General features: G+C 62.7%; 13 protein-coding genes. 7 read left to right on the plus strand and 6 right to left on the minus strand.

Features of this window, described 5'->3' with window-relative positions:
• The first annotated feature begins 1 nt into the window (after position 1).
• Positions 2–2,464 (plus strand): M23 family metallopeptidase, encoded by a 2,463-nt coding sequence (locus tag ABXS05_RS15950; RefSeq protein ID WP_367624585.1) that lies wholly within the window; start codon positions 2–4, stop codon positions 2,462–2,464.
• A gap of 63 nt (positions 2,465–2,527) precedes the next feature.
• Here the strand turns inward: ABXS05_RS15950 and tagH are convergent, their stop codons facing one another.
• The 3 genes from tagH to ABXS05_RS15965 all read right to left on the minus strand — a co-directional run bounded on the left by tagH (position 2,528) and on the right by ABXS05_RS15965 (position 6,793).
• On the minus strand, positions 2,528–3,856 hold the full coding sequence (gene tagH / locus ABXS05_RS15955; RefSeq protein ID WP_367624586.1) for a type VI secretion system-associated FHA domain protein TagH: 1,329 nt from the start codon (positions 3,854–3,856) through the stop codon (positions 2,528–2,530).
• A gap of 146 nt (positions 3,857–4,002) precedes the next feature.
• Positions 4,003–4,557 (minus strand): DUF6931 family protein, encoded by a 555-nt coding sequence (locus ABXS05_RS15960; protein ID WP_311943583.1) that lies wholly within the window; start codon positions 4,555–4,557, stop codon positions 4,003–4,005.
• A gap of 478 nt (positions 4,558–5,035) precedes the next feature.
• Positions 5,036–6,793: a type VI secretion system Vgr family protein gene (locus ABXS05_RS15965; RefSeq protein ID WP_367624587.1), complete on the minus strand. Its 1,758-nt coding sequence runs from the start codon at positions 6,791–6,793 to the stop codon at positions 5,036–5,038.
• A 308-nt stretch (positions 6,794–7,101) separates the two neighbouring features.
• On the opposite strand from ABXS05_RS15965, the gene ABXS05_RS15970 reads away from it, so the two are divergent.
• The 4 genes from ABXS05_RS15970 to ABXS05_RS15985 all read left to right on the plus strand — a co-directional run bounded on the left by ABXS05_RS15970 (position 7,102) and on the right by ABXS05_RS15985 (position 12,677).
• The gene (locus ABXS05_RS15970; protein ID WP_367624588.1) at positions 7,102–7,560 is read left to right on the plus strand and encodes a hypothetical protein; all 459 of its coding nucleotides are present in this window, start codon (positions 7,102–7,104) and stop codon (positions 7,558–7,560) included.
• Between the two features lie 13 nt (positions 7,561–7,573).
• Positions 7,574–8,470 carry a sensor histidine kinase gene (locus tag ABXS05_RS15975; RefSeq protein ID WP_367624589.1) on the plus strand — a complete coding sequence of 299 codons (897 nt, stop codon included), beginning with the start codon at positions 7,574–7,576 and terminating at the stop codon, positions 8,468–8,470.
• Positions 8,471–8,749: 279 nt separating this feature from the next.
• Positions 8,750–10,048, plus strand: coding sequence for a type VI secretion system protein TssA (locus tag ABXS05_RS15980; protein WP_367624590.1), 1,299 nt, complete (start codon positions 8,750–8,752; stop codon positions 10,046–10,048).
• Positions 10,049–10,352: 304 nt separating this feature from the next.
• The gene (locus tag ABXS05_RS15985) at positions 10,353–12,677 is read left to right on the plus strand and encodes a caspase family protein (protein ID WP_367624591.1); all 2,325 of its coding nucleotides are present in this window, start codon (positions 10,353–10,355) and stop codon (positions 12,675–12,677) included.
• A gap of 85 nt (positions 12,678–12,762) precedes the next feature.
• On the opposite strand, the gene ABXS05_RS15990 is transcribed toward ABXS05_RS15985, so the two are convergent.
• Together ABXS05_RS15990 and ABXS05_RS15995 are read right to left on the minus strand one after the other, a co-directional pair.
• Positions 12,763–13,161, minus strand: a complete 399-nt coding sequence (locus ABXS05_RS15990; RefSeq protein WP_311943594.1) for a tail fiber domain-containing protein — start codon at positions 13,159–13,161, stop codon at positions 12,763–12,765.
• 791 nt (positions 13,162–13,952) lie between these two features.
• Positions 13,953–15,245, minus strand: coding sequence for a S41 family peptidase (locus ABXS05_RS15995; RefSeq protein WP_367624592.1), 1,293 nt, complete (start codon positions 15,243–15,245; stop codon positions 13,953–13,955).
• 353 nt (positions 15,246–15,598) lie between these two features.
• Here ABXS05_RS15995 and ABXS05_RS16000 point away from each other — a divergent pair, with 353 nt between their 5' ends.
• Positions 15,599–16,384, plus strand: a complete 786-nt coding sequence (locus ABXS05_RS16000) for a polysaccharide deacetylase family protein (protein ID WP_367624608.1) — start codon at positions 15,599–15,601, stop codon at positions 16,382–16,384.
• Between the two features lie 197 nt (positions 16,385–16,581).
• Positions 16,582–17,580 carry a L,D-transpeptidase family protein gene (locus ABXS05_RS16005; RefSeq protein ID WP_367624593.1) on the plus strand — a complete coding sequence of 333 codons (999 nt, stop codon included), beginning with the start codon at positions 16,582–16,584 and terminating at the stop codon, positions 17,578–17,580.
• Positions 17,581–17,628: 48 nt separating this feature from the next.
• Here ABXS05_RS16005 and dinB read toward each other — a convergent pair whose 3' ends face one another.
• Positions 17,629–18,885: a DNA polymerase IV gene (dinB, locus tag ABXS05_RS16010; RefSeq protein WP_367624594.1), complete on the minus strand. Its 1,257-nt coding sequence runs from the start codon at positions 18,883–18,885 to the stop codon at positions 17,629–17,631.
• Between the last annotated feature and the right edge of the window lie 387 nt (positions 18,886–19,272).

Here is a 19,272-nt window from a genome sequence, read left to right on the forward strand (position 1 = left end):
CATGGACGACAAGACAGTCATAGCCGGGCAAAAATCCTCCGATCCCGCGGACCTGTCCCGGCCGGGCGCGACTGAGCCGCAGACAGGACCGGCCGGGGAAGACACCAATGCCACCATCATCGTGCCGGCCAAGCCTCCCGCGCGGAGCGCGAAGAAGGCTGCCAAGCCAGTGGCCGACAAAGCCGGCCCTGCCGGGAGCGCGCCAAAGGGCGCGGATACCGCCAGGCCTGGGCCATCGGGCGCCCGCCCCGCGGGTGCGCTGGTCTATCTCACCATGGCCGCGGCCCTCCTTTTTCTCGGCCTTGGCTCGGCCGTGACCACCATCTATCTGCTTGCTCCCGATCGGACCCGCCAGCAGGTCACGGTGACGGACAGCGACCTTCAGGCCAGCCTGGTTCCGGTGCAGGGCGAGGACAATGAAGCCGAAGACGAAGCCCTGATCCGGGCGGCGATCAAGCCCCGCATCATCGATCTCAGCGGCGACCCGGTGATCGTGCCGCAGCTCGCCGACGCTCCGCGCCAGTTGATCAAGCTGGCGAGCGATACGCAGCGCAAGGCGGCGGGCAGCCTTGGCATCAAGAACGAGGTGTTCCGCCTGAAGGACGTGCTGGACCTGCCCACGCCGCAATCGCAGGTCGCGGTGCTGGGTTCGCAGGAGGATATCGCCATCGCCCAGGAGGCGCCCGCTGCCGGTGGCACGACAGACGGCGAAGGCGGTGCCGATGCCAGCACCGGTTCCTCCTCGATCGCGGCTTCGAGCACGAGCACGGGCGACCGCGTCGCGGATTTTGCTCAAAAGGCCAAGGCTCGAATCCGCCTCGCCGACGCGCTCAACAATCTCGGCCTGGATACCCAGCAGGCCGGTGCGGCCGGCGATGCCTTCAATGCCTTCTACAACCGCCCGATGCTCGAGGCCGATGATCGCTATGTGGTGCGCGCGGTCGCCTTGAACGGCGATCCCAACCACATGCAGCCGGTGCAGGTGTCGGTCTATGCCAAGACCGAGCTCGTCGGCTCCATCGCCCTCAACGATGTCGGCACCTATGTGCGTTCCGAAGATCCCTGGTATCGGCGTGATCCCTTCGCGGCGCCGCTGGCGCCGGTGCAGATCGATCCGGAGAACCAGCCGCGCCTGCTCGATGCAATCTATGTCACGGCGCTGCGCAACCGGCTGCCGGCCCCGGTGATCGGCGAGGCGATCATGCTGCTGTCGCGGGCCCAGGACCTGGAGCAGAAAGTGCAGCCGGGCGACACGATTTCGCTGATCTACTCGCCGGCCCCGCGCGATTCGAAGCAGGGTCTTGGCCGCATCGTCTTCGTCAGCATCGGGCGCACCACCGGCAATCTCGATTGCTATGTGATGCAGCCCCAGGCCGGCGCCCCCTTCGAATGCGTGTCGTCGGCGGGCCAGGGCAGCCTGCCCGATGGCGGCGGCATGGTCACGCCCGTCAACGGCGTGATCGTCGCCAGGTTCGGCCCGCAGGGCTCGGACACTTCGGCCGCGTCCATGAATTACGGCATCGACTGGACGGCCCCGGTGGGTTCGCCCGTGGTTGCCGCCTATCCGGGCAAGGTCACCGCCATCGGCGAGGAAAGCAATTTCGGCACGGTGGTGCGGCTCTCCCATGACGACGGCAAGACCTCGATGTATGGCTATCTCGCGCGGGCGGCGACCGGGCTTGCCGTCGGCAGCGGCGTCCAGGCCGGCGAGGCCATCGGCTATGTCGGCACGCCGGCCTCCAGCCGCGAACCGCGCCTGCATTTCGAGGTTCGCAACAATGGCGTGCCGGTCGATCCGGTCGCCGACAGCCAGGTGAGCGCCACCACCGCCAGTGCTAGCGCCGCCACGGCCACCAGCACCGCCGGTGGCGCCAACGGTGCCGTCGACCAGTTCGTCGGCCGTATCATCACCATTGAAAGCGGCAACAAGTGCAATGCCGCCAATCCGCTCTCCACCGCTGTCGGGCTCGGCCAATTCATCGAATCGACCTGGATGACCACCATCCGCCTGCATCGACCCGATCTTCTGGTCGGCCGCAGCCGCCAGGAAGTGCTGGCGATGCGCACCAATTGCGACCTCGCGCGGGCGATGACGACAGCCCATACCCGCGACAATGCCGCGGTGATCCGGCAGGCCGGCCATGCCGTCACGCCCGGCAATCTCTATCTGGCGCATTTCCTCGGATCGGGCGGAGCGGTGAAGGCGCTCCGAGGCCCGCAGAACAGCCTGATCTCCGACGTGTTCGGCGCCGCCCATGTGCGGGCCAACCCCTTCGAGCAGGGCAAGACGCTGAGCTTCCTGATCGCCTGGGCCGCCAAGAAGATGGGTGCGGCGATCTCGGGCACTTCGACGCCCTCGCAGGATACGGGCACCACGACGGTCAGTAACGAGCCTTTGGCGAAATTCGCCAGCGATCCCGCCTTCGCCGCGCTCAAGACATCCGTGCTGGCGCTGCTGCAGTGATGCCGATGCCGCACAGGGAAACGCGACGATGGAAGGCCAATCTCCAGATCGCGCGAGCCTGCCTCACGAATGCCGGTTGCGGTTCGAGGCGCTCAGCTTGTCGTATTGCTCGGCATAGAGCTCCAGGAAGGCGCCGAGCATGCCATGTTCGCGGCGGCCGACCCTGGCCGCCCAGCGCTCGGCATAGAGTTCCCAATAGTTGCCCTTGCCGGAAAACAGGGATTTCTTGGCATCTGCTGCGGTCTTGATGGCCTCAGGGGACAATTCGTCGAAGAGCTCGGTCAGCGCCGCCTGCATCGAGGCCAGGAACGCGACCTGATGCATCTTGAGATCGCCGAAGGCGTTCTCGAGCGCGGCCCTGCCGTCGAGGTAACCCCGGGTCCGCGGACCCAGCATGACCCGCAGGGCCTCCTCCGGGGTCGGCATGAACTTCAGCGGGTTGTTGTCCTCAGCGCTGATCATGGTGCGGTTGCCGGCACGCGACAGCGCCTTGGCCTCTGCCCGTGCCCGCAGCAGGGCCATCACATGCAGGCAGGCGACATTGAGGAGCCGTCCGGCATCCTCTGCCAGGTCGCCGGCATCGACGCCGCCGAAGATGTTCTCGGGAATGCCCGCGCCGGCCGCAAAGCGGCGAATGAATTCGGCCGCACCGACATCGCCCGAAGATGGCGCCGGAACGTTCCGCTCAGCAACTGGCTTCGGGGCCTCCACGGCATCCCTGGGCTTGACCACAACCGGCGCCACCTCTTCTGCCGCCGGTTCGGCCTTGGCGGGCTCGACCGGGCCGGGATCCTCGCTTTCCCACAACGCGGCGGCCGGCGCCGGCGTCGGAATGGCCGGCATCGGAAGGGAAGGTCTGGGCTTGCGGATCGGCTCCGGCTCCTCGAGGGGCGGCGGCACATAGGCGGCCTGGTGCAGGAAATCCGGCCCACGATCAGCCTCGCTCAGCGGCGGCAATAATTGGCTCGCATCGATGGGCGGTGGTGCCTCGTGCGGGCTGTCCCAGATATCCGCGCTTGCCAGGGACGGGCCCGGGCTCGAACTCGGAGGTGGCGGAGCCGGCTGCACCGGTGCCTGTGGCAGCTTGATCGATACCGCCAGCACATAGTCGCCCACAGCCAGCCTGTCGCCATCAGCGAGACGGTAGGGGCTTTGCAGGCGCTTGCTGGAGCCGTTGAGAAAGGTACCGTTGGTCGAGGTATCGGTCAGCCAATAGGCGCCGTCGTAGAAGCGCACTTCGCAATGCTTGCCGGAGATCACCCGGTTGCGATCGGGCAAGGTCCAGTCGAGATGCTGGTCGCGCCCAAAATCGAAACCGCGCTTGTCGATCGCAAACTCCAACGGCCCGCCATCGGGCAGGCGATCAAAGTTCTCGATCCTGAGTGTCAGCATGGCGGTTGCAAAGTCCTGTCACGTCATGAGGCAAACGATAAATAGAGCGTTTTGTGGAAGAATTGATAGGCCCTTCGATCAAGAAAACGCGCCAAAACAGAGGCTTAGAGCCCAATAGGTTTCCGGGAAATCGCGCCTTGCCACGGTCAGGAACCGCCGCGGCGCAGCAGCGCCACGGCATCGCCGACCAGGTCTTCCATGCCACCGACCTGCCTGGCCATGGGCAGGCCGGCGACCAGCAACGTCAAGCCGACATTCACGGCGTGGCCGGTCAGATGCGGGGGCGGCGGGACCGGATGTTCGGGATTGGGCGAGAGACTCCCCCCGCTCCAGCCCGCCGCCAGGGCGGCCCAGGCGAAAGCGCCCTTATCGGGATCGTCCATGCCTGCATCGAGGGCCGCACGGCGGGTAAACTCAATGGGTTTCTTCAGCCAGTCATCGACCAGGCCGAGCAGGTTGGCCTCCGCCGCGCTCGGCGGTTGCTGGCGCCGGCGCAACGCCAGGCTGAGCCATTGCACGGCCTCGCGGCGCGGCAGCACGAAGGCACAGAACATCATGGCCTTGCGCGCGCCGCCCTGCGCCAGCAAGGCCTCGATGAACGCGAAAGGCTCAAGGTCGAGATTATATCCGGAAAACTCGCCATCGAGGTTCGGGAAGGCGTCGATCACCTGCCTGGCCGTCGAGAACCGAAGATGCTTCATCTCGTCTCCTGCGACCGTTCGAATACAGACTCTTGGCTTGCGGTCACGCCTCGGTATCGCATCACTTCGTGCTGCGATGCGTGCTCAGCCGCACCTTGCGAACAAGTTGTGGCCGGGATGACACGAGTGAGCCAACAAGACGGCACCATTCTCAGCGCTAACTCATTGTTTAAACGTATTTTTGCAATTTCCAGCGCTTTCGTCCAACCAAAAATGCTCCGCCGGGTCGCAATCGATTCCTGAAAATCCATCGCGATCCTGCGGATCTCTGGCGTCGCGTGCCGGTTGGACGGCGGCGATACGCCCTATCGCGTTTTTCCGGAGTCGATAAGAAGCGCAAAGACTTGCAGTTACTCCCTCCACCACCAAGGTCGCGTAACCCCGGTGAGCAGTTACAGACGCTTCAGCCAATTCTTTGGATTGGCTTGGAAACAAGGAGTTGGAGCAAAGAAGCGTTCAAACTCGAACGCGTTTTGCTCTAATTGATCAGAACCAGCGCCCCCTGGACCATTAAGGGTGCTGCAGCCGAAACCTGGCCGATTGCGTTCGACTTCAGATTCATCAAGGCATCGGCCTCCAGGGTGATCATGGTCGATTTGAGCTTGATGCCGACCGGGGTCATGGTGAGGGTGCTGTTCCCCACGGTGAACTCGATCTTCTGATTGGCCTTCACCGTCCAGGTCGACATGATGGTCTCGTCCCGGCTGTTGCCGATCTTCACCTCGACATTCTGGCCGATCTCGCGCCGCTCGTCGTTTTCGACCTTGCCTTCGAGGTCGTGCTGGGCGTGGAAGCGGATCAGCTCGTTACCTGCCGTATCGTCCATGATCAGCTCGTTATAGCCCGATCCGTTGAGCGTCTGCGATTTGGTGCCCGAGACGGCGTTGAGCTTGTCCTTGACATAAGGGGCGACATTCTCGGCATTGTAGACGCTGCCCGTCACCAAGGGCTGGTCCGGGTCACCCTCGATGTAATTGACCACGACCTCCATGCCGATGCGCGGGATCTTGACGTCGCCCCAGCCGTTTCCGGCCCAGTTCTGGGCGATCCGTACATAGCGGGACTGGCTCTTGTCGCGGTCCCAGAAGAACTGCACCTCGATGCGGCACTGGTCGTCCACGTCGCTGACCACCAGGGCGGTCTGCGGGCCGTGAATGACAGGCTTGGACGTCATGGCTGGCGCCCGAAACGCAATGTCGAGCGGCTGGAACTCGTAGCTGCCGGAATAGCCTTCCTCGCCGGACGCGCCCGTCGAGCGATAGGCCTGGGCGCGGAAGAGATGATGGGCCCGAACGATCAGATATTTGGTGCCCTTGCTGGCCGGGGGATTGCCATCGAGCGTCATGGTGAAGCCTGGGCAGCAGGTGACGGCATCGCCGCCGGCCAGCACGCGCTTGTCGATGGCCTGCTCGGCCTCGAGCCTCACATTGGCCAGCGTGGTGCCATCGCCCTTTTCCGTATAGCGGCCAGGGTAGTCGTAGAGTTCGAGGTCGCCATGCTGGTATCGAGCGCTGGCCGCCTTTTCCGCCATCAGGTCGGTGCTGGGCTTGTGGTAGTCGTAATCGTCCAGCGTGACCTTGCCGGAGCGCAGGCGCCGGCCCTCAGCCCATTCGTTCAGCCTGTCCTTGGTCATGATGTTGTCGAGGCCGACAGCTGCAAATTCGAGTGCCGCACCGCCGAGCTTGGGCTGATGCGCCGCACTCGCATCCGCCATGACGAGCTTGTGATCGGACTCGCTGTGTTCGAAATAATAGTAAATTCCGTATTCTTCCATCAGCCTTGAGATGAAGGCAAAGTCGCTTTCGCGATACTGCACGCAATATTCGAGCTGCGGATAGCTTTCCGACAAACGTTGCTCGAACTGGATGAAGCCGCGATTGTTCAGGACCTGGCTGATGATCTCGGGCACGGTCACGTGGCTGTAGATCTTGCAATTGGTGGTCCTGGTTAGCAGCCACAGCCAGGGGCGGAGCACCAGGCGGTAATAGCGCAGATCCTGGTCCCTGCCGATCCATTGCGTCTCCACCAGCACGCCGTTGAAGCTGCGCTTGACACCCTCGTGATGGGACTGGATCTCCAGACGGCATTTGGTGCCGAGGATCTTGTCGAAATCGACCTCGCTGTCGTCGCTGACCACTTCGAGGCGATATTCGAAAAGCTCGCTGAGGCCTTCCGATCCTTCAAAACGGGTGACGACGAGCTTGTCCTTGCCAAGGCTGCTCGTGAAAGAACCCATTCGTGTGTCTTGACCGAATATTTGTGCCACAGCCTGCCCTCGCTTTACCACGTCGGCCAATCAAGGCTAGCTCTGTTCAAGTTCAACGTCCATGCCATAGGCGCTTTGTCGCCTCCCACATTTAGGGGGTCCCAGTCATAGTCCACTCATCTGGGACTGGCGGGTTTCGACATTCTTGCTATTCTTGTTCGAGGGTCGATCGCTTTCCTGAATGAGACGCCTCTCGCGCAGTTGACGAGCGGTTCAGCCGGCCGACCCTGGAGCAAACGCTTTGGGCGTATCGTCGGTTATGGTTTGAGGACGGTGCGATGAGCCCGGTTGCGCAAGATTTGAGGCAGTTGGGGCATCTGCTCGCCACCGACACTTTGGCCGTCATTGCGGCAATTGCCCTGATGAGCTGGCTGCTGCGCCGGCGGGAAGGCGTCCTGGCCTGGCTCTGCTGCGCGGGTGCCGCCTGGTGCGCGTTCAACCTTGCGGGCCTGCCCCAGATCGAAACCCGACCCTTCGGCTTTTCGGTCGGCCGGATCGCCTTGCTCTACCCCCTGCTCTTCACCACGCTCGGCCTGGCAGCAAGCCTGGTCGGTGCGAGGCTTCCTCGCGGCCTCATGGTCGCGATGGCGCTGGCCTGTTTCGGCCTCGGCGCAGCGGCGATCCCGTTTCACGACCTGGCAACCACGCGGATCGCCGGTCTTGCGAGCCTCGGCGCAGCGCTGCTCCTGCTGGGTTTTTTTTGCAACGAAGGCGGAAACGCAGATCGCTACGCCTGAAAAACTGGCGCTGGTGATCCTCTACGCGCTCGGTCTCGCGGCGGTTGGCATCGATCTTTATGCCGGAACGATCTGGCCCGGCAAAGGTGTGTCGTTCGCACCCTATGCCGGTGTGATCCTCCTCGGCTTCAGTGGCTTCGTCGTCCTGCGGCACATCCTGGCCAATGCCGAGGCGCGAGAAAGGCTCAACCAGGCGCTCGGCCAACGTATCGAGACCACCAAGGCCAATCTGCTGGCGAGCGAAAGCGCGAGGCATGCCCTCGAAATCGCCCATGCGGTGAAGCTGGAGCGGGAACGCCTGATGCGGGAAATCCATGACGGCATCGGTTCGAGCCTCGTGGCGGCACTGGCTTCGGCCGAACGCCAGGGCAAGGAGAGCACGACGGCAGTCGTGGCCCTCAAGGGCGCGCTGACCGATCTTCGCGTCGCGGTCGATTCGCTCGAGCCGGTGGAAGGCAATGTCGCCACCCTCCTCGCCAGCCTGCGCTACCGCTACGAGCCCGAACTGCGAAAATCGGGCATCGGCGTCAAATGGATGGTCGAGGACGTGCCCGAACTCGACTGGCTCGACGCGCCGAGCGCCCTGCATGTGCTGCGGATCCTGCAGGAATCGGTCAGCAACACCATGGGCCACAGCAAGGCCACCCAGCTTACCTTCAAATGCAAGATGGCGCTGCTGCAGGGACGGCCCGGCCTCCGCGTCGAGATTGCCGATAATGGCAGCGGCTTCAATATGGAGGCTCCGGCCACAGGCCGCGGCCGCAGGAACATGCTTCAACGCGCGGAGGCCCTCGGTGCCACGCTGGAGGTGCTCAGCAAACGGGGCGAAGGCACCGCCACCATCCTTTGGCTGCCGCTGGTCCGCAGGCAGGGATTGAATCTGGAGGAGGGTCAGGCGGCAGAGCGGTAGACAAGACGCTCATACGCCGAAAGTAAAGGATCGATCGATCAAAAAATACTACCGCCGGCGGCCATGGTCATCGGCAACGATCGGCGCAGCATTTCCGCAGCCTCCCCTATATGGGGGGTTGCGGGTTGAGACGCAGAACAGCATCATTTCCAAAGGCGTTTTGTCATTTGAAGGAACCACGTCAAATCGCAAAGGCGCTCCGGACCAAAAAGTGGGAGTAGAAGTGCGGTTCGGACAAATCGCACTTTGCTTCGGCACAATCCCAACAGGTAGGCCAAGATGGCAGTCTATGCCGGCATCGAAACAGAGATTTCAGCCGACGCTCCCTGCGGGCCGGATCCCGATGCCGATTCCGACGCCCAGAATTTTCTCACCGTCGCCGAAGGCCAACTGCCGGCGAGCTACCGCAGCTTCAACAAGAAGTCGTTCGAGTCCAAGCAGACGCTTGCGGATCTGCGCGTGCATCTGGAGAAATCGCGCGATCTGCGCTATCTCGTCCTGGCGGCCAAGTATCATATTCTCTCGGATGATCTGCCCGGTTTCGTCGACGCCGTCGCAGCGACCAATGCCTTGCTCCTTGCGCAGTGGGATCATTGCCATCCGACCGAGGCGGCCGGCGGCGCCGAACTGAGGTCCGCCTTCCTCAAATCGCTCGACGACTTGCCGACAGTGGTTTTGCCGCTGCAGAGCGCCACCCTGATCACTGACAAGCGCCTGGGCGCGTTGTCCATGCGCTCGGTCCTGGTCGGGGAAGGGAAATTGCCTCCGCGCGAGGGAGAGACAGCCATCGATGCCTCGGGCGTCAGGGATGCCTTTCTGCGTTTCGAGCCGCTGCAGCAATTGGTGGACCTGACGGCTCATCTCGAGGCCATCCTCGCCAATCTTGACAGCCTGCGCCAGCTTTTCATCGACAAGGCCGGGCACGAGGCGGCACCGCAATTCGAGCAATTACCGGATCTGGTGCGCGCCATTCGCACCTATGTCGGCGGCATCGTCACCACGCGGGAGCCGGGCCTTGCACCGGCTCAGCCGGCTGAAGCCGAGAGCACGCGGGAGCAGGCGCAGACTGCCTCTGCATCCTCTGCGCCCGCTCCCCTCGCGCCTTCGGATGTCGCCTCGGTGAAGGAGGCTTCCAATGCGCTGGCGGCGATCCTGGCCTATTATGCCGGCAAGGAACCGTCGAGCCCGGCAAGACTGCTCCTCAAGCAGGCACATCTGCTCGTCGGCAAGTCCTTTGTCGAAGTCATGAAGATATTGGCACCCGGCCTCGTCGAGAAAGCGAAGATCCAGATCGGTGGCACCATGCCCTTTGCCTTGAACTTCGCCCAGCTTTCGGCGCTGGCAGTCGAGGAAGGCAAACCCGACGAGACCGAGGCCGAGGCCCGCACCTATTCTGTCGGGACGCGCGGCGAGGCCTCGGCCCTGATGCGCCAGATCGAAATCTTCTACAACAATATCGAGCCGTCGAGCCCGATCCCCATGCTGATCGAGAAGGCGCGAGCCCTGGTCGCCAAGGACTTCAATGCCCTTCTCGTCGAAATCTCGCGCAAAGATGAGAAGAAGGATGACAAGTCCTGATTCAACCAGGACGACGTATCGGGTGGAATAATACCGGGAGGCACTATCAATGCCCCTGGTCCCTTTTGGCAATCTCGGTCAAATCTTAGATTTGACATCGGAAATTACCAAGTGCCCAAGCCGAGGTTGCGTCAGCATTTTCGAAGCTTGGCATCATGAGACACCCGAGGAGCTAAGTAAGATATTCTTATTTGCTCTTCTAAGCTTTCGGACTAAGCCGATATCACTATTTCGAGAGTAGCAGGCAATTGTTTCGAAAGCTGATATCATTGGATCAGATATAGTACAGGAGGCGTCGGTGAAGATGCTGACCTCACATCAGGACCGGGACATGCGTCATTGCCTTGACTGGCGAGCCGGGCTATCGGCCGCCGCCCTCGCCGCAGTCATGTTCGCCCTGCCGGCGAGCGTCAAGGCAGCGGAGCGGCGCGTGGCCTTCGTGGTCGGAAACAGCCATTACACGGTCGTTCCCCAGCTCAACAATCCGGACAAGGACGCGCAGGCCGTCGCAGCCGCCTTGAAGCGCGAAGGTTTCGAAGTGGTGTCGGCGCTCGATCTCGACCGCAACGAGTTCGACAAGGCCCTGCAACGCTTCATCCGTTCGCTGCCGGGCGCCGAACTCAGCGTGTTCTATTATTCCGGCCACGGCATCCAGGTGGGCGGCGACAACCGCATCATCCCCATCGATGCCAAGCTGAAGGATCCGGCCGATCTGGAGGTGGAGACGATCAACGTCAAGACGATCTTCGCCTATATGCAGCAGAACTCCAAGACACAGCTCATCTATCTGGATTCGTGCCGGAACAATCCATTCCAGTCCCGCTCGTTCCTGGTCGGCCCCGAAAAGCAGATGGCGGTCGCCGGCGTCGGCCTCGCGCCCCAGACCAGCCCGCCGAGCAGCCTCATTGCCTATTCGACCCAGCCCGGTGCTGTCGCGGAGGACGGCACCGGCGACAAATCGCCGTTCACGGCCTCCATGGTGAAATACTCCTTCACGCTGGGCGTCGACGTGCAGCGCGCGCTCGACAAGGTGACCGACGACGTGTGGGAGGCAACCAACAAGCGCCAGCGCCCGTGGTCGGTCGGCACCTTGACCCAGCCGGTCTACCTGGCCAAGCCGGTCATTCGCATTGCCGCAGCGGCACCCGTCCAGCTTGCCAAGAATACCACCGTGAAGATTGGCCCGGCGCCCAAGCAGGGATCGGACAATTTCGCCGATCAGCAGGCCCCGATACAGGTTGCCGCATTGCTCGGCGAAACCTTCAACAAGCCGCGCCGCGTTCCAATCGGTGTCGGCCAGGTCGCCATGCTGGATGACCTGCCGCTGGTGCGCGCCGCCACCGGCGCGCAGATCCAGATCGCCGCGGCTCCGAGCTTCGGTACGATGTATCTCAACGGAGCGCCGCTGGCCGAGGGCGACGTCGTCGACCAGAACGCCGTCCGCTCCATCACTTTCGAACCTTCGATCGGCTCGGAGGGCAAGGTGCAGAGCGTGCAGCTCAAGGTCGAGCAGCCTGGGGGAGAAGGCCAGGTTGTCACCGGCAAGATCGAGTCCTTCGTGCCGATTTGCGACGACAAGGCGGGCGAGCCGCTCGATCCGCAAGGCGTCACTCTCGGCAAGTTGCCGAACGAGATCGACGCCAAGCCGGCCATCGCCGCCTGCAGCGAGGCCGTCGCCAAATTCCCCACTGTCGCGCGCTATAAATACGAACTCGGCCGCGCCAAGCTGGCCGACAAGGATGTCGCGGGCGCCATCGAACTCTTCAACGCGGCCGCCGATGCGGGCTATACGCGCGCCTACTACGAACTCGGCTATTTGGCCGAGCGCGGCCTCGGCCGCTCACAGGACCTGGTCGAGGCCAACAGACTGTTCAAAATGGGCGCCGAACGCGGCGATCCCTATGCCATGCTCGCTTATGGCCGCAACCTCACCCTCGGGCGCGGCGTGCCCAAATCCGTGGACGAGGGCGTCAAGCTGCTCAATCGGGCCGTGGAACTCGGGCACACCTATGCCATGAACACTGTCGGTGCCATGTATTATTATGGCCAGAACCTGCCGGCCGATCCGAAGCGCGGCATCAAGTTCTACGAAGCGGCGCTGGCGCGGCACGACATCTATGCCATGCGCAACATGGGCATCGCCTATCTCGACGGCAAAGGCGTGGCGCGCAAGCCCACCATGGCGATGGAGTTGTTCAAGCAAGCCTCCGAGGGCGGACATCCCAGCGCGCCCACCAATATCGGCGCCATGTATTTCAAGGGCAATGGCGTCAAGAAGGATCTGGCGAGTGCCATAAGCTGGTATGAGATCGGTGCCGAACGTGGCGACTTCTACGCGGCATCCAATCTCGGCTGGATCTATTCCAAGGGTCCGGCGGCGCAGCGCGACCTGGAGAAGGCCGCCTGGTATTCGAGCCTCGCCATCGCACTCGACGCTTATGGCGAACACAAGGATGAGGGAAAGAACCTCAGCGCCTTGCCGCTGGCCGAGAAGAAGAAGGTCATCGACAAGCTCAATGCCGAATTGGGCAGCGATGCGGTAACCCCGACATCGGATGTCGACGACACCATCGTGCTGGCTGCCCGCAAGGCCTGGCAGAAGCGGAACCCCCGTCTCGACCTGTTCTGAAGCAGGGCCGCCATACCGGCAGAGCGCGGCTTTTCTCCATGGCATCGAACCTGGCTTGCCGCCAGGTTCGATGCTGCCGTCGGCATTACGCGCCGCGCCCGAGCAGCTGCGTCGACCTTTGATAGTCCGCCAACATCATCATCTTCACATCGATGCGGTCATAGTCGACCATGAAGTAGCCGCTGTCGGTCCGGATGACCGCGTCGGGATGGATCTCCAGAAGGTCCTGGGCCATGACGCCGACATAGACCGGACCACCCCAGACATAGCGGAAGCGATAGATCGTCAGGCCGCTGGGAGACTGGCCGATGGCACGGATATCGGTCTTGAGCCGGCGATCGGACCAGCCACCGCCACCGCCCGAACCACCGCCGCCGCCACCACCGCCACTTCCGCCGCCCCCGCCGCTACTGCCGGCAGGCATCCTGTCGCGTGTATCGTCGCCGGCATCCGGCTCCATGATCACGCGCCTGCGGCGGGGCATCGTCGTATGGTGAGGCCGGGCGGGCCTGATCCTCCGGCGCGGCGGCTCCGGTTCATCCACATAGATGGGTTCGTTGGGGTAACCTGACGCGCAGCCGGCAAGCACAACGGCCAGCCCGCTTCCCAAGACCCCAAACAGCAGGCCCCGCCGAACTTCAAATTTGCTCGTCATCGGTATCTCCTAAAATCTGGCGGGCACACACCGCGCCGATATGGATCATAGCAAGTCCAGCGGATTCAGGCGTGACAGCCCGCACAGAGGAGCGCGCCGAATAGGATGACGCCGCCCCTTAAACTGACCGAATGGTCAACAAAATAAACGCCGAGACGACGGCCCCGGCGCAAATATAGAACAAAACTTGTTCTTGACATAGGCGTACTCGATCTTTGCAAAGCACTCGCATGACTTAAGGCATCAACGCCGGCCGCGCACCGGGTTCATCAAACACGGCTTCAATTCCGAGGAGTTGGCTTCGCCCCTATCATGGCCAAAGTCATTCCCCTTCCGCGAGCACGTGATCTCCAAGCAGGACTCGCCTCGCCCGCGTTTTATTCCCGGATTCGGTCAAGCGGATCATGCGGCGATCGACGGCGCTCGCTCTTGGGTACAATGCCCTCGGGGCTGCCATCCGGCGGTGAGGGCGATATGTGCAAGATCATGCCGTTTTCGCACGGCCGCACGGATATCGCCCAAGAACGTCCTGCGATTTGAATGAATTACTTCAAATCGCAAAGACGTGTCTAAGCAAAAAGTCGGAGCAGATAGGGGTTCGCCCTTGAACGCGCATCACCCTAGGATGGGCGCCCCTGCAGGATGCCGATCGCCTTGTTGAGCTGGGTGTCGTCCTTCTCGTTGGCGGGCACATAGGCCGAGGAGCCGCCTTCTTCGGCCTTGTCGGCATCCGGATTCGCCAGATGGCCCTTGAGGCCGGATTCGCCCTTCGTCTCGTCGGCACCCTTGAGATCGTCCGGCACGTTCTCCTTCACCACGATTTCGGGCTCGATGCCCTTGGCCTGGATCGAGCGCCCGGAGGGGGTGTAATAGCGCGCCGTGGTCAGGCGCAGCGCGCCGTCGCCCTGCAGCGGGATGATGGTCTGCACCGAGCCCTTGCCGAAGGAACGCGTGCCGACGATGGTGGCACGCTTGTGGTCCTGCAAAGCGCCGGCCACGATTTCCGAGGCCGAAGCCGAACCGCCATTGACCAGCACGACGATGGGTTTACCTCCCGTGAGATCGGGCCCGTCTGCAGCAAAACGCTGCACGTCGTCGACGTTTCGTCCGCGTGTCGAAACGACCTCCCCGCGCCCCAGGAAAGCGCCGGAAACCGAAACGGCCTGGTCGAGCAGGCCGCCCGGATTGTTGCGCAGGTCGATCACATAGCCCTTGAGCTTGTCCTGGCCGATCTTCTTGCTCAGCTTGTCGATACTCTTCTTCAGGCCGTCGAAAGTCTGCTCGGTGAATTGAGTGATGCGGATATAGCCGATACCTCCGGCTAACTCTTCATCCCTCACCGAGGCAACCTTGACGATGTCACGCACGAGCTTGACATCGAAAGGCACTCCCTTGCCCGCCCGCAGGATCCTCAACGTGATCGGTGTGTTGACCGGCCCGCGCATCTTGTCGACGGCCTGCTGCATGCTCAATCCCTGAACCGCCTCGCCATCCAGCGCAGTGATCACGTCGCCCGCCAATATGCCAGCCTTGGAAGCCGGCGAGTCGTCGATCGGCGATACGATCTTGAGGACGTTGTCCTCCATGGTGACCTCGATGCCGAGCCCGCCGAACTCGCCCTTGGTCTGCACCTGCATGTCCTGGAAGCTCTTGGCGTCCATGTAGCTCGAATGGGGATCGAGCGAGGCGAGCATGCCGTTGATGGCCCCCTCCACCAGCTTGCCGTCATCGGGTTGTTCGACATAGTCCGAACGCACCCGCTCGAACACTTCGCCGAACAGGTTGAGCTGCTTGTAGCTGTCGGCCAACGCGGCCTGAGCCCGACCGACGAGAAGAAAATGGGGTTGCGTCAGGGCAACCGTACCGAGCACGCCGAGCGCGGCTCCCGTGGATATGAGGGCGAGATTACGCATCAGGGTCTCATCTGTTGGCGGCCAAGTTCGAGTTCGAACGTACTCGATGCGCCTTCCATTCCCTCTTCCAAATCGCCCCAGGGAAGGCTGACAACACTGATACCGCGATTATGGCTGCATTTTGTTGTTCGTTCTTCACCGTCCAAATCGTGCTCGCCCTTCAATGAATGCGGGCCCGGCGTCTCCATGGCAGACGGAGTCATGGTTGTAGCTTTTTTCCTCGAAAAGCATTTTGATCGATCCTCGAGGTCTCGGTGAGGTTCAAGGCAGTGTCGCGTATCCGGAAGGCCGTTTCGAAGCAAAGGCATGGCAACACTCCTGGCCGGATATGCCTGGGCATCGTGACCTTCCTCATGGCGCTGTCATCGGTGCTGCCGGCCGCCCCTGCTTCAGCCGGCCAACAAAGGCATGAAGCACGGCAAAGCCCCACGCCCTGCGTGGCGTTGACGTTCGATGACGGGCCGGACATGACGCTGACCCCTCTCCTTCTCGATATTCTGGCCCGGGAAAAGGTCCATGCCACCTTCTTCGTGGTCGGCAAAAGGCTGGCTTATTCGCCCGGCCTGGTACGGCGTGAATTTCTCGAAGGCCATGAGATTGGCAATCATACTTTCGACCATCGGGCACTCACCGAACTGACAGATGGCGAAGCCATCGCCGAAGTGGAACTGACGGATGAGGCGGTCATGGAAGAAACCGGCCAGAGGCCGGATGTCTTTCGCCCGCCCTGGGGCAAGATCGATGCTCGCATCAAGGCGGCCTTGCGTGGTGCCGGCCTCTGGCGCCGAATGGCACTTTGGGACTTCGATTCCTTCGACTGGCTCGACGACACAGCGTCTCTGACCAGGCTGATCGGCGCCGGAGCCCCGGCGGGAGCCGTGATCCTGATGCATGATATCCATGCCAGCACCATCGAGGCCGTGCCGGACATCATCCACACCCTCAAGATGCGAGGCTTCCGGTTCGCCACGGTCGGGCAATTGCAGGCTTGCCGGCATGGGACGGAACCGGGCGCCGTATCGACGGCGCCTCATGCCTTGCCCGCACCGTCCCGCGATGCCCCCTATGGCAGCCTGGCCCATGCCCTGGATGCCATCGCCCCCTTGAAGGAATACATCGCTCATCGGCTCGGCTCCTGACGGCATGCTCGCGGGTGAAGATACCAGGCTGGAGCCTGACTGCACTGGCGCATGAAGCAAAGGCGGGTCAATCGCGAGTGCGCCCGATGGCGGGCGGCACGCAAGGCGCAGGCTGGGGATGGTCGCGAGGCGGGAACCAGATCAGCCGTACCGCGTCCTAGGAACAGGTACTTCGTCCCGGTCCTGGAGTGAGGTCCATGTTCAGGCTGCTTCTCGCCCTCACATGTGCACTCGTCTGCGGTGCCACGCAGGCCGCCAAGCTCGACCTCGATGGAGTCGATCGGGCGCAATTCAGCGAGGGCGAGCCGAAGGATGTCGATCCGATGCTGATCAAGGCGCAGATCCTTCTCGATCGCGCCCGCTTTTCGCCCGGTCTCATCGACGGCCGCCTTTCGGACAACTTCACCAAGGCCGTCGCGGCCTTCCAGGCGACGAACGGCCTGGCATCCGACGGCAAGCTCACCAGGGAAACCTGGGACAAGCTCGCGGCGACCTCCGTCGCCCCCGTGCTGACGACCTATGAGGTGACCCGCAAGGACGTGCGCAGCCGCTTCACCCGGCGAATTCCCACGCGCATGGAAAGGATGGCTCGTCTCAAACGGCTCGGCTATCGCAACCTGCGGGAGCAATTGGCGGAGCGTTTCCACGTCAGCCAACAATTGCTGACGATGCTCAACCCCGGTGCCCGTTTCAAAAAAATAGGTACAAGCCTGACGGTGCCTTATGTCGGCCGCAGCGCGCAACCTCCTGTTGCTGCCAGCATCGAGGTCGACAAGGCCTCCCGCCAGATACGTGTACTCGATCCTTCAAGCAACGTCCTTGCGGTTTACCCCGCCTCGATCGGCGGCGAGGAGAAGCCGGCCCCGAGCGGCTTGGCGGAGGTCAGGCACGTGGTGCACAATCCCACCTATTACTACGATCCGAAATTCGCCTTCAAAGGGATCAAGACCAAGCGTCCCTTCACCATTGCCGCCGGGCCGAACAATCCGGTGGGATCGGTCTGGATCGATCTTTCCATCGAAAGCTATGGCATCCACGGCACGCCCGACCCCGGTAAGATCGGCACGACCTTCTCGCATGGCTGCATCCGCCTGACCAACTGGGACGCCGAGGACCTCGCCACCATGGTCAAGCCGGGCGCGAAGGTCGAATTCAAGGGGGATACGGTGCAAAGCGAGAGCGAACGCTCTCCGTAAAGGCCTGCACGTCCTGCAACCGCCTCTACCGGGTACGGCGCTCAGCTTTCATGATTCATCCAGATCTTTCTGCGCAAGCTCTCTGAAGGCGTCCGGAACGGACCGCCTTCGATCCAGCGCCGCCGTCGCATAGCCCACCGCATCGCGCCCGAAGCGTTGGCGGATGAGATCCATGGCGCGATCGGCCGACTGGCGCGCAGTTCCCTGACAGGCGCCGGGCCGCCACTTCTCGTCGGGAAGGCCGAGCGGAAGATCGAGCTGGATCTCCCGCTCCTTGTGCAAATGGGAAACGCAAACCGCAACCAGCGTGATGACAGTCTCTCGCGGGTGATCGGCAAGCGCGATGCGCACCAGCCTGGTGGCAATCTCCGCCAGCACAATCGTCGCTGCGACCGGCGCCTCCAGCGTTGCCGACCGCGTGACGGCACGCATGTCGGCAAACCGGACGCGCACGGTCACGGTCCAGCCGGCCAAGGCCTTGGCGCGAAGGCGCGAGGCGACGCGATCGGCAAGCTGAAGCACGGCCGGCACGAACACGCCTTCGATGGCGGGTTGCCGCCCCAGCGCGGATTGCGCGCCGGCGGATCGGGCTCTGTGCTGCGTGCGGATTCGGCGGGGATCCCGGTTCCAGGCGAGTGACCGGAGCTTTTCACCAGCCGCGCGCCCCAGAAGCCGCTCGATCGAGTGGCCGGGCGTATTGGCGAGTTGGCCGATGGTAAGAATGCCACGCTCCTTGAGCCTGGCCTCGGTCACCGGCCCGACACCCCACATCAGGCCGACCGGGAGGTCATGAAGAAAGTCGAGCTCGTGAGCCGGATCGACGACGACGAGGCCGTCCGGCTTTGCGACCTGGGAAGCGATCTTGGCCAGGTGCTTTGTCCGCGCGACGCCGATGGAGATCGGTAGACCCAACTCGTTCCGCACACGCTCTCGAATGGTTGCCGCGATATCGGCCGGCGTCCCGAAGAGATGGGTGCAGCCGGCGACATCGGCGAAAGCCTCATCGATCGAGATACGCTCTACCAGCGGCGTGAAGTCACCCAGGATGGCGATCGCCGCATCGCCAAGACGCTGATAGTCGTTGAAATGCCCACCAACGAAAAGGAGTTGCGGACACAGCTCCCTCGCCTTGCGGCCCGACATGCCGCCATGCACCCCGAAAGCCTTGGCCTCGTAACTCGCCGCCAGCACCACCCCGCCGCCGACGGCGATCGGCCTTCCGCGCAGATTGGGGTCGAGGAGTTGCTCGACCGAGGCATAGAAGGCGTCGAGGTCGGCGTGGAGAATGGTGGCAAGGGTTTCCATGACCCGGAATCCCGCATAGAGATGTTCCTTATTTGTTCTAGACAACGCAGGCAAAGTCAAGGCCCCGGAAGCGGCTGGCAGCTCCAGCCCCCGAGCGGTAAGCCAGCGATCGCCGAAACGCTCGGTGCCGCACCAAGCGAAAGCTCGCCGATGGTCTCGTATCCATTGCAGCGCGTGCATGTTCATTCGCCATCGTCGCGACGGCAAGCATCAAGGCGCCGCTTTCAAGGACGGTACAGCCAGTCCTTCCTGTCACAGAAGGCCATAGGCGCCATGGCAGTACGCACGCCCATGGCTCAACAGACACAATCCTAGCACTACTTTGGCAGATTAAGTGCTTGTTAAGTTATCTGATCAATGCTGATCGCTTGAGGAGGGTCCCGAGCG

Origin of the sequence: Labrys neptuniae, from assembly GCF_040797145.1 — a bacterium.
Lineage (GTDB): Bacteria > Pseudomonadota > Alphaproteobacteria > Rhizobiales > Labraceae > Labrys > Labrys neptuniae.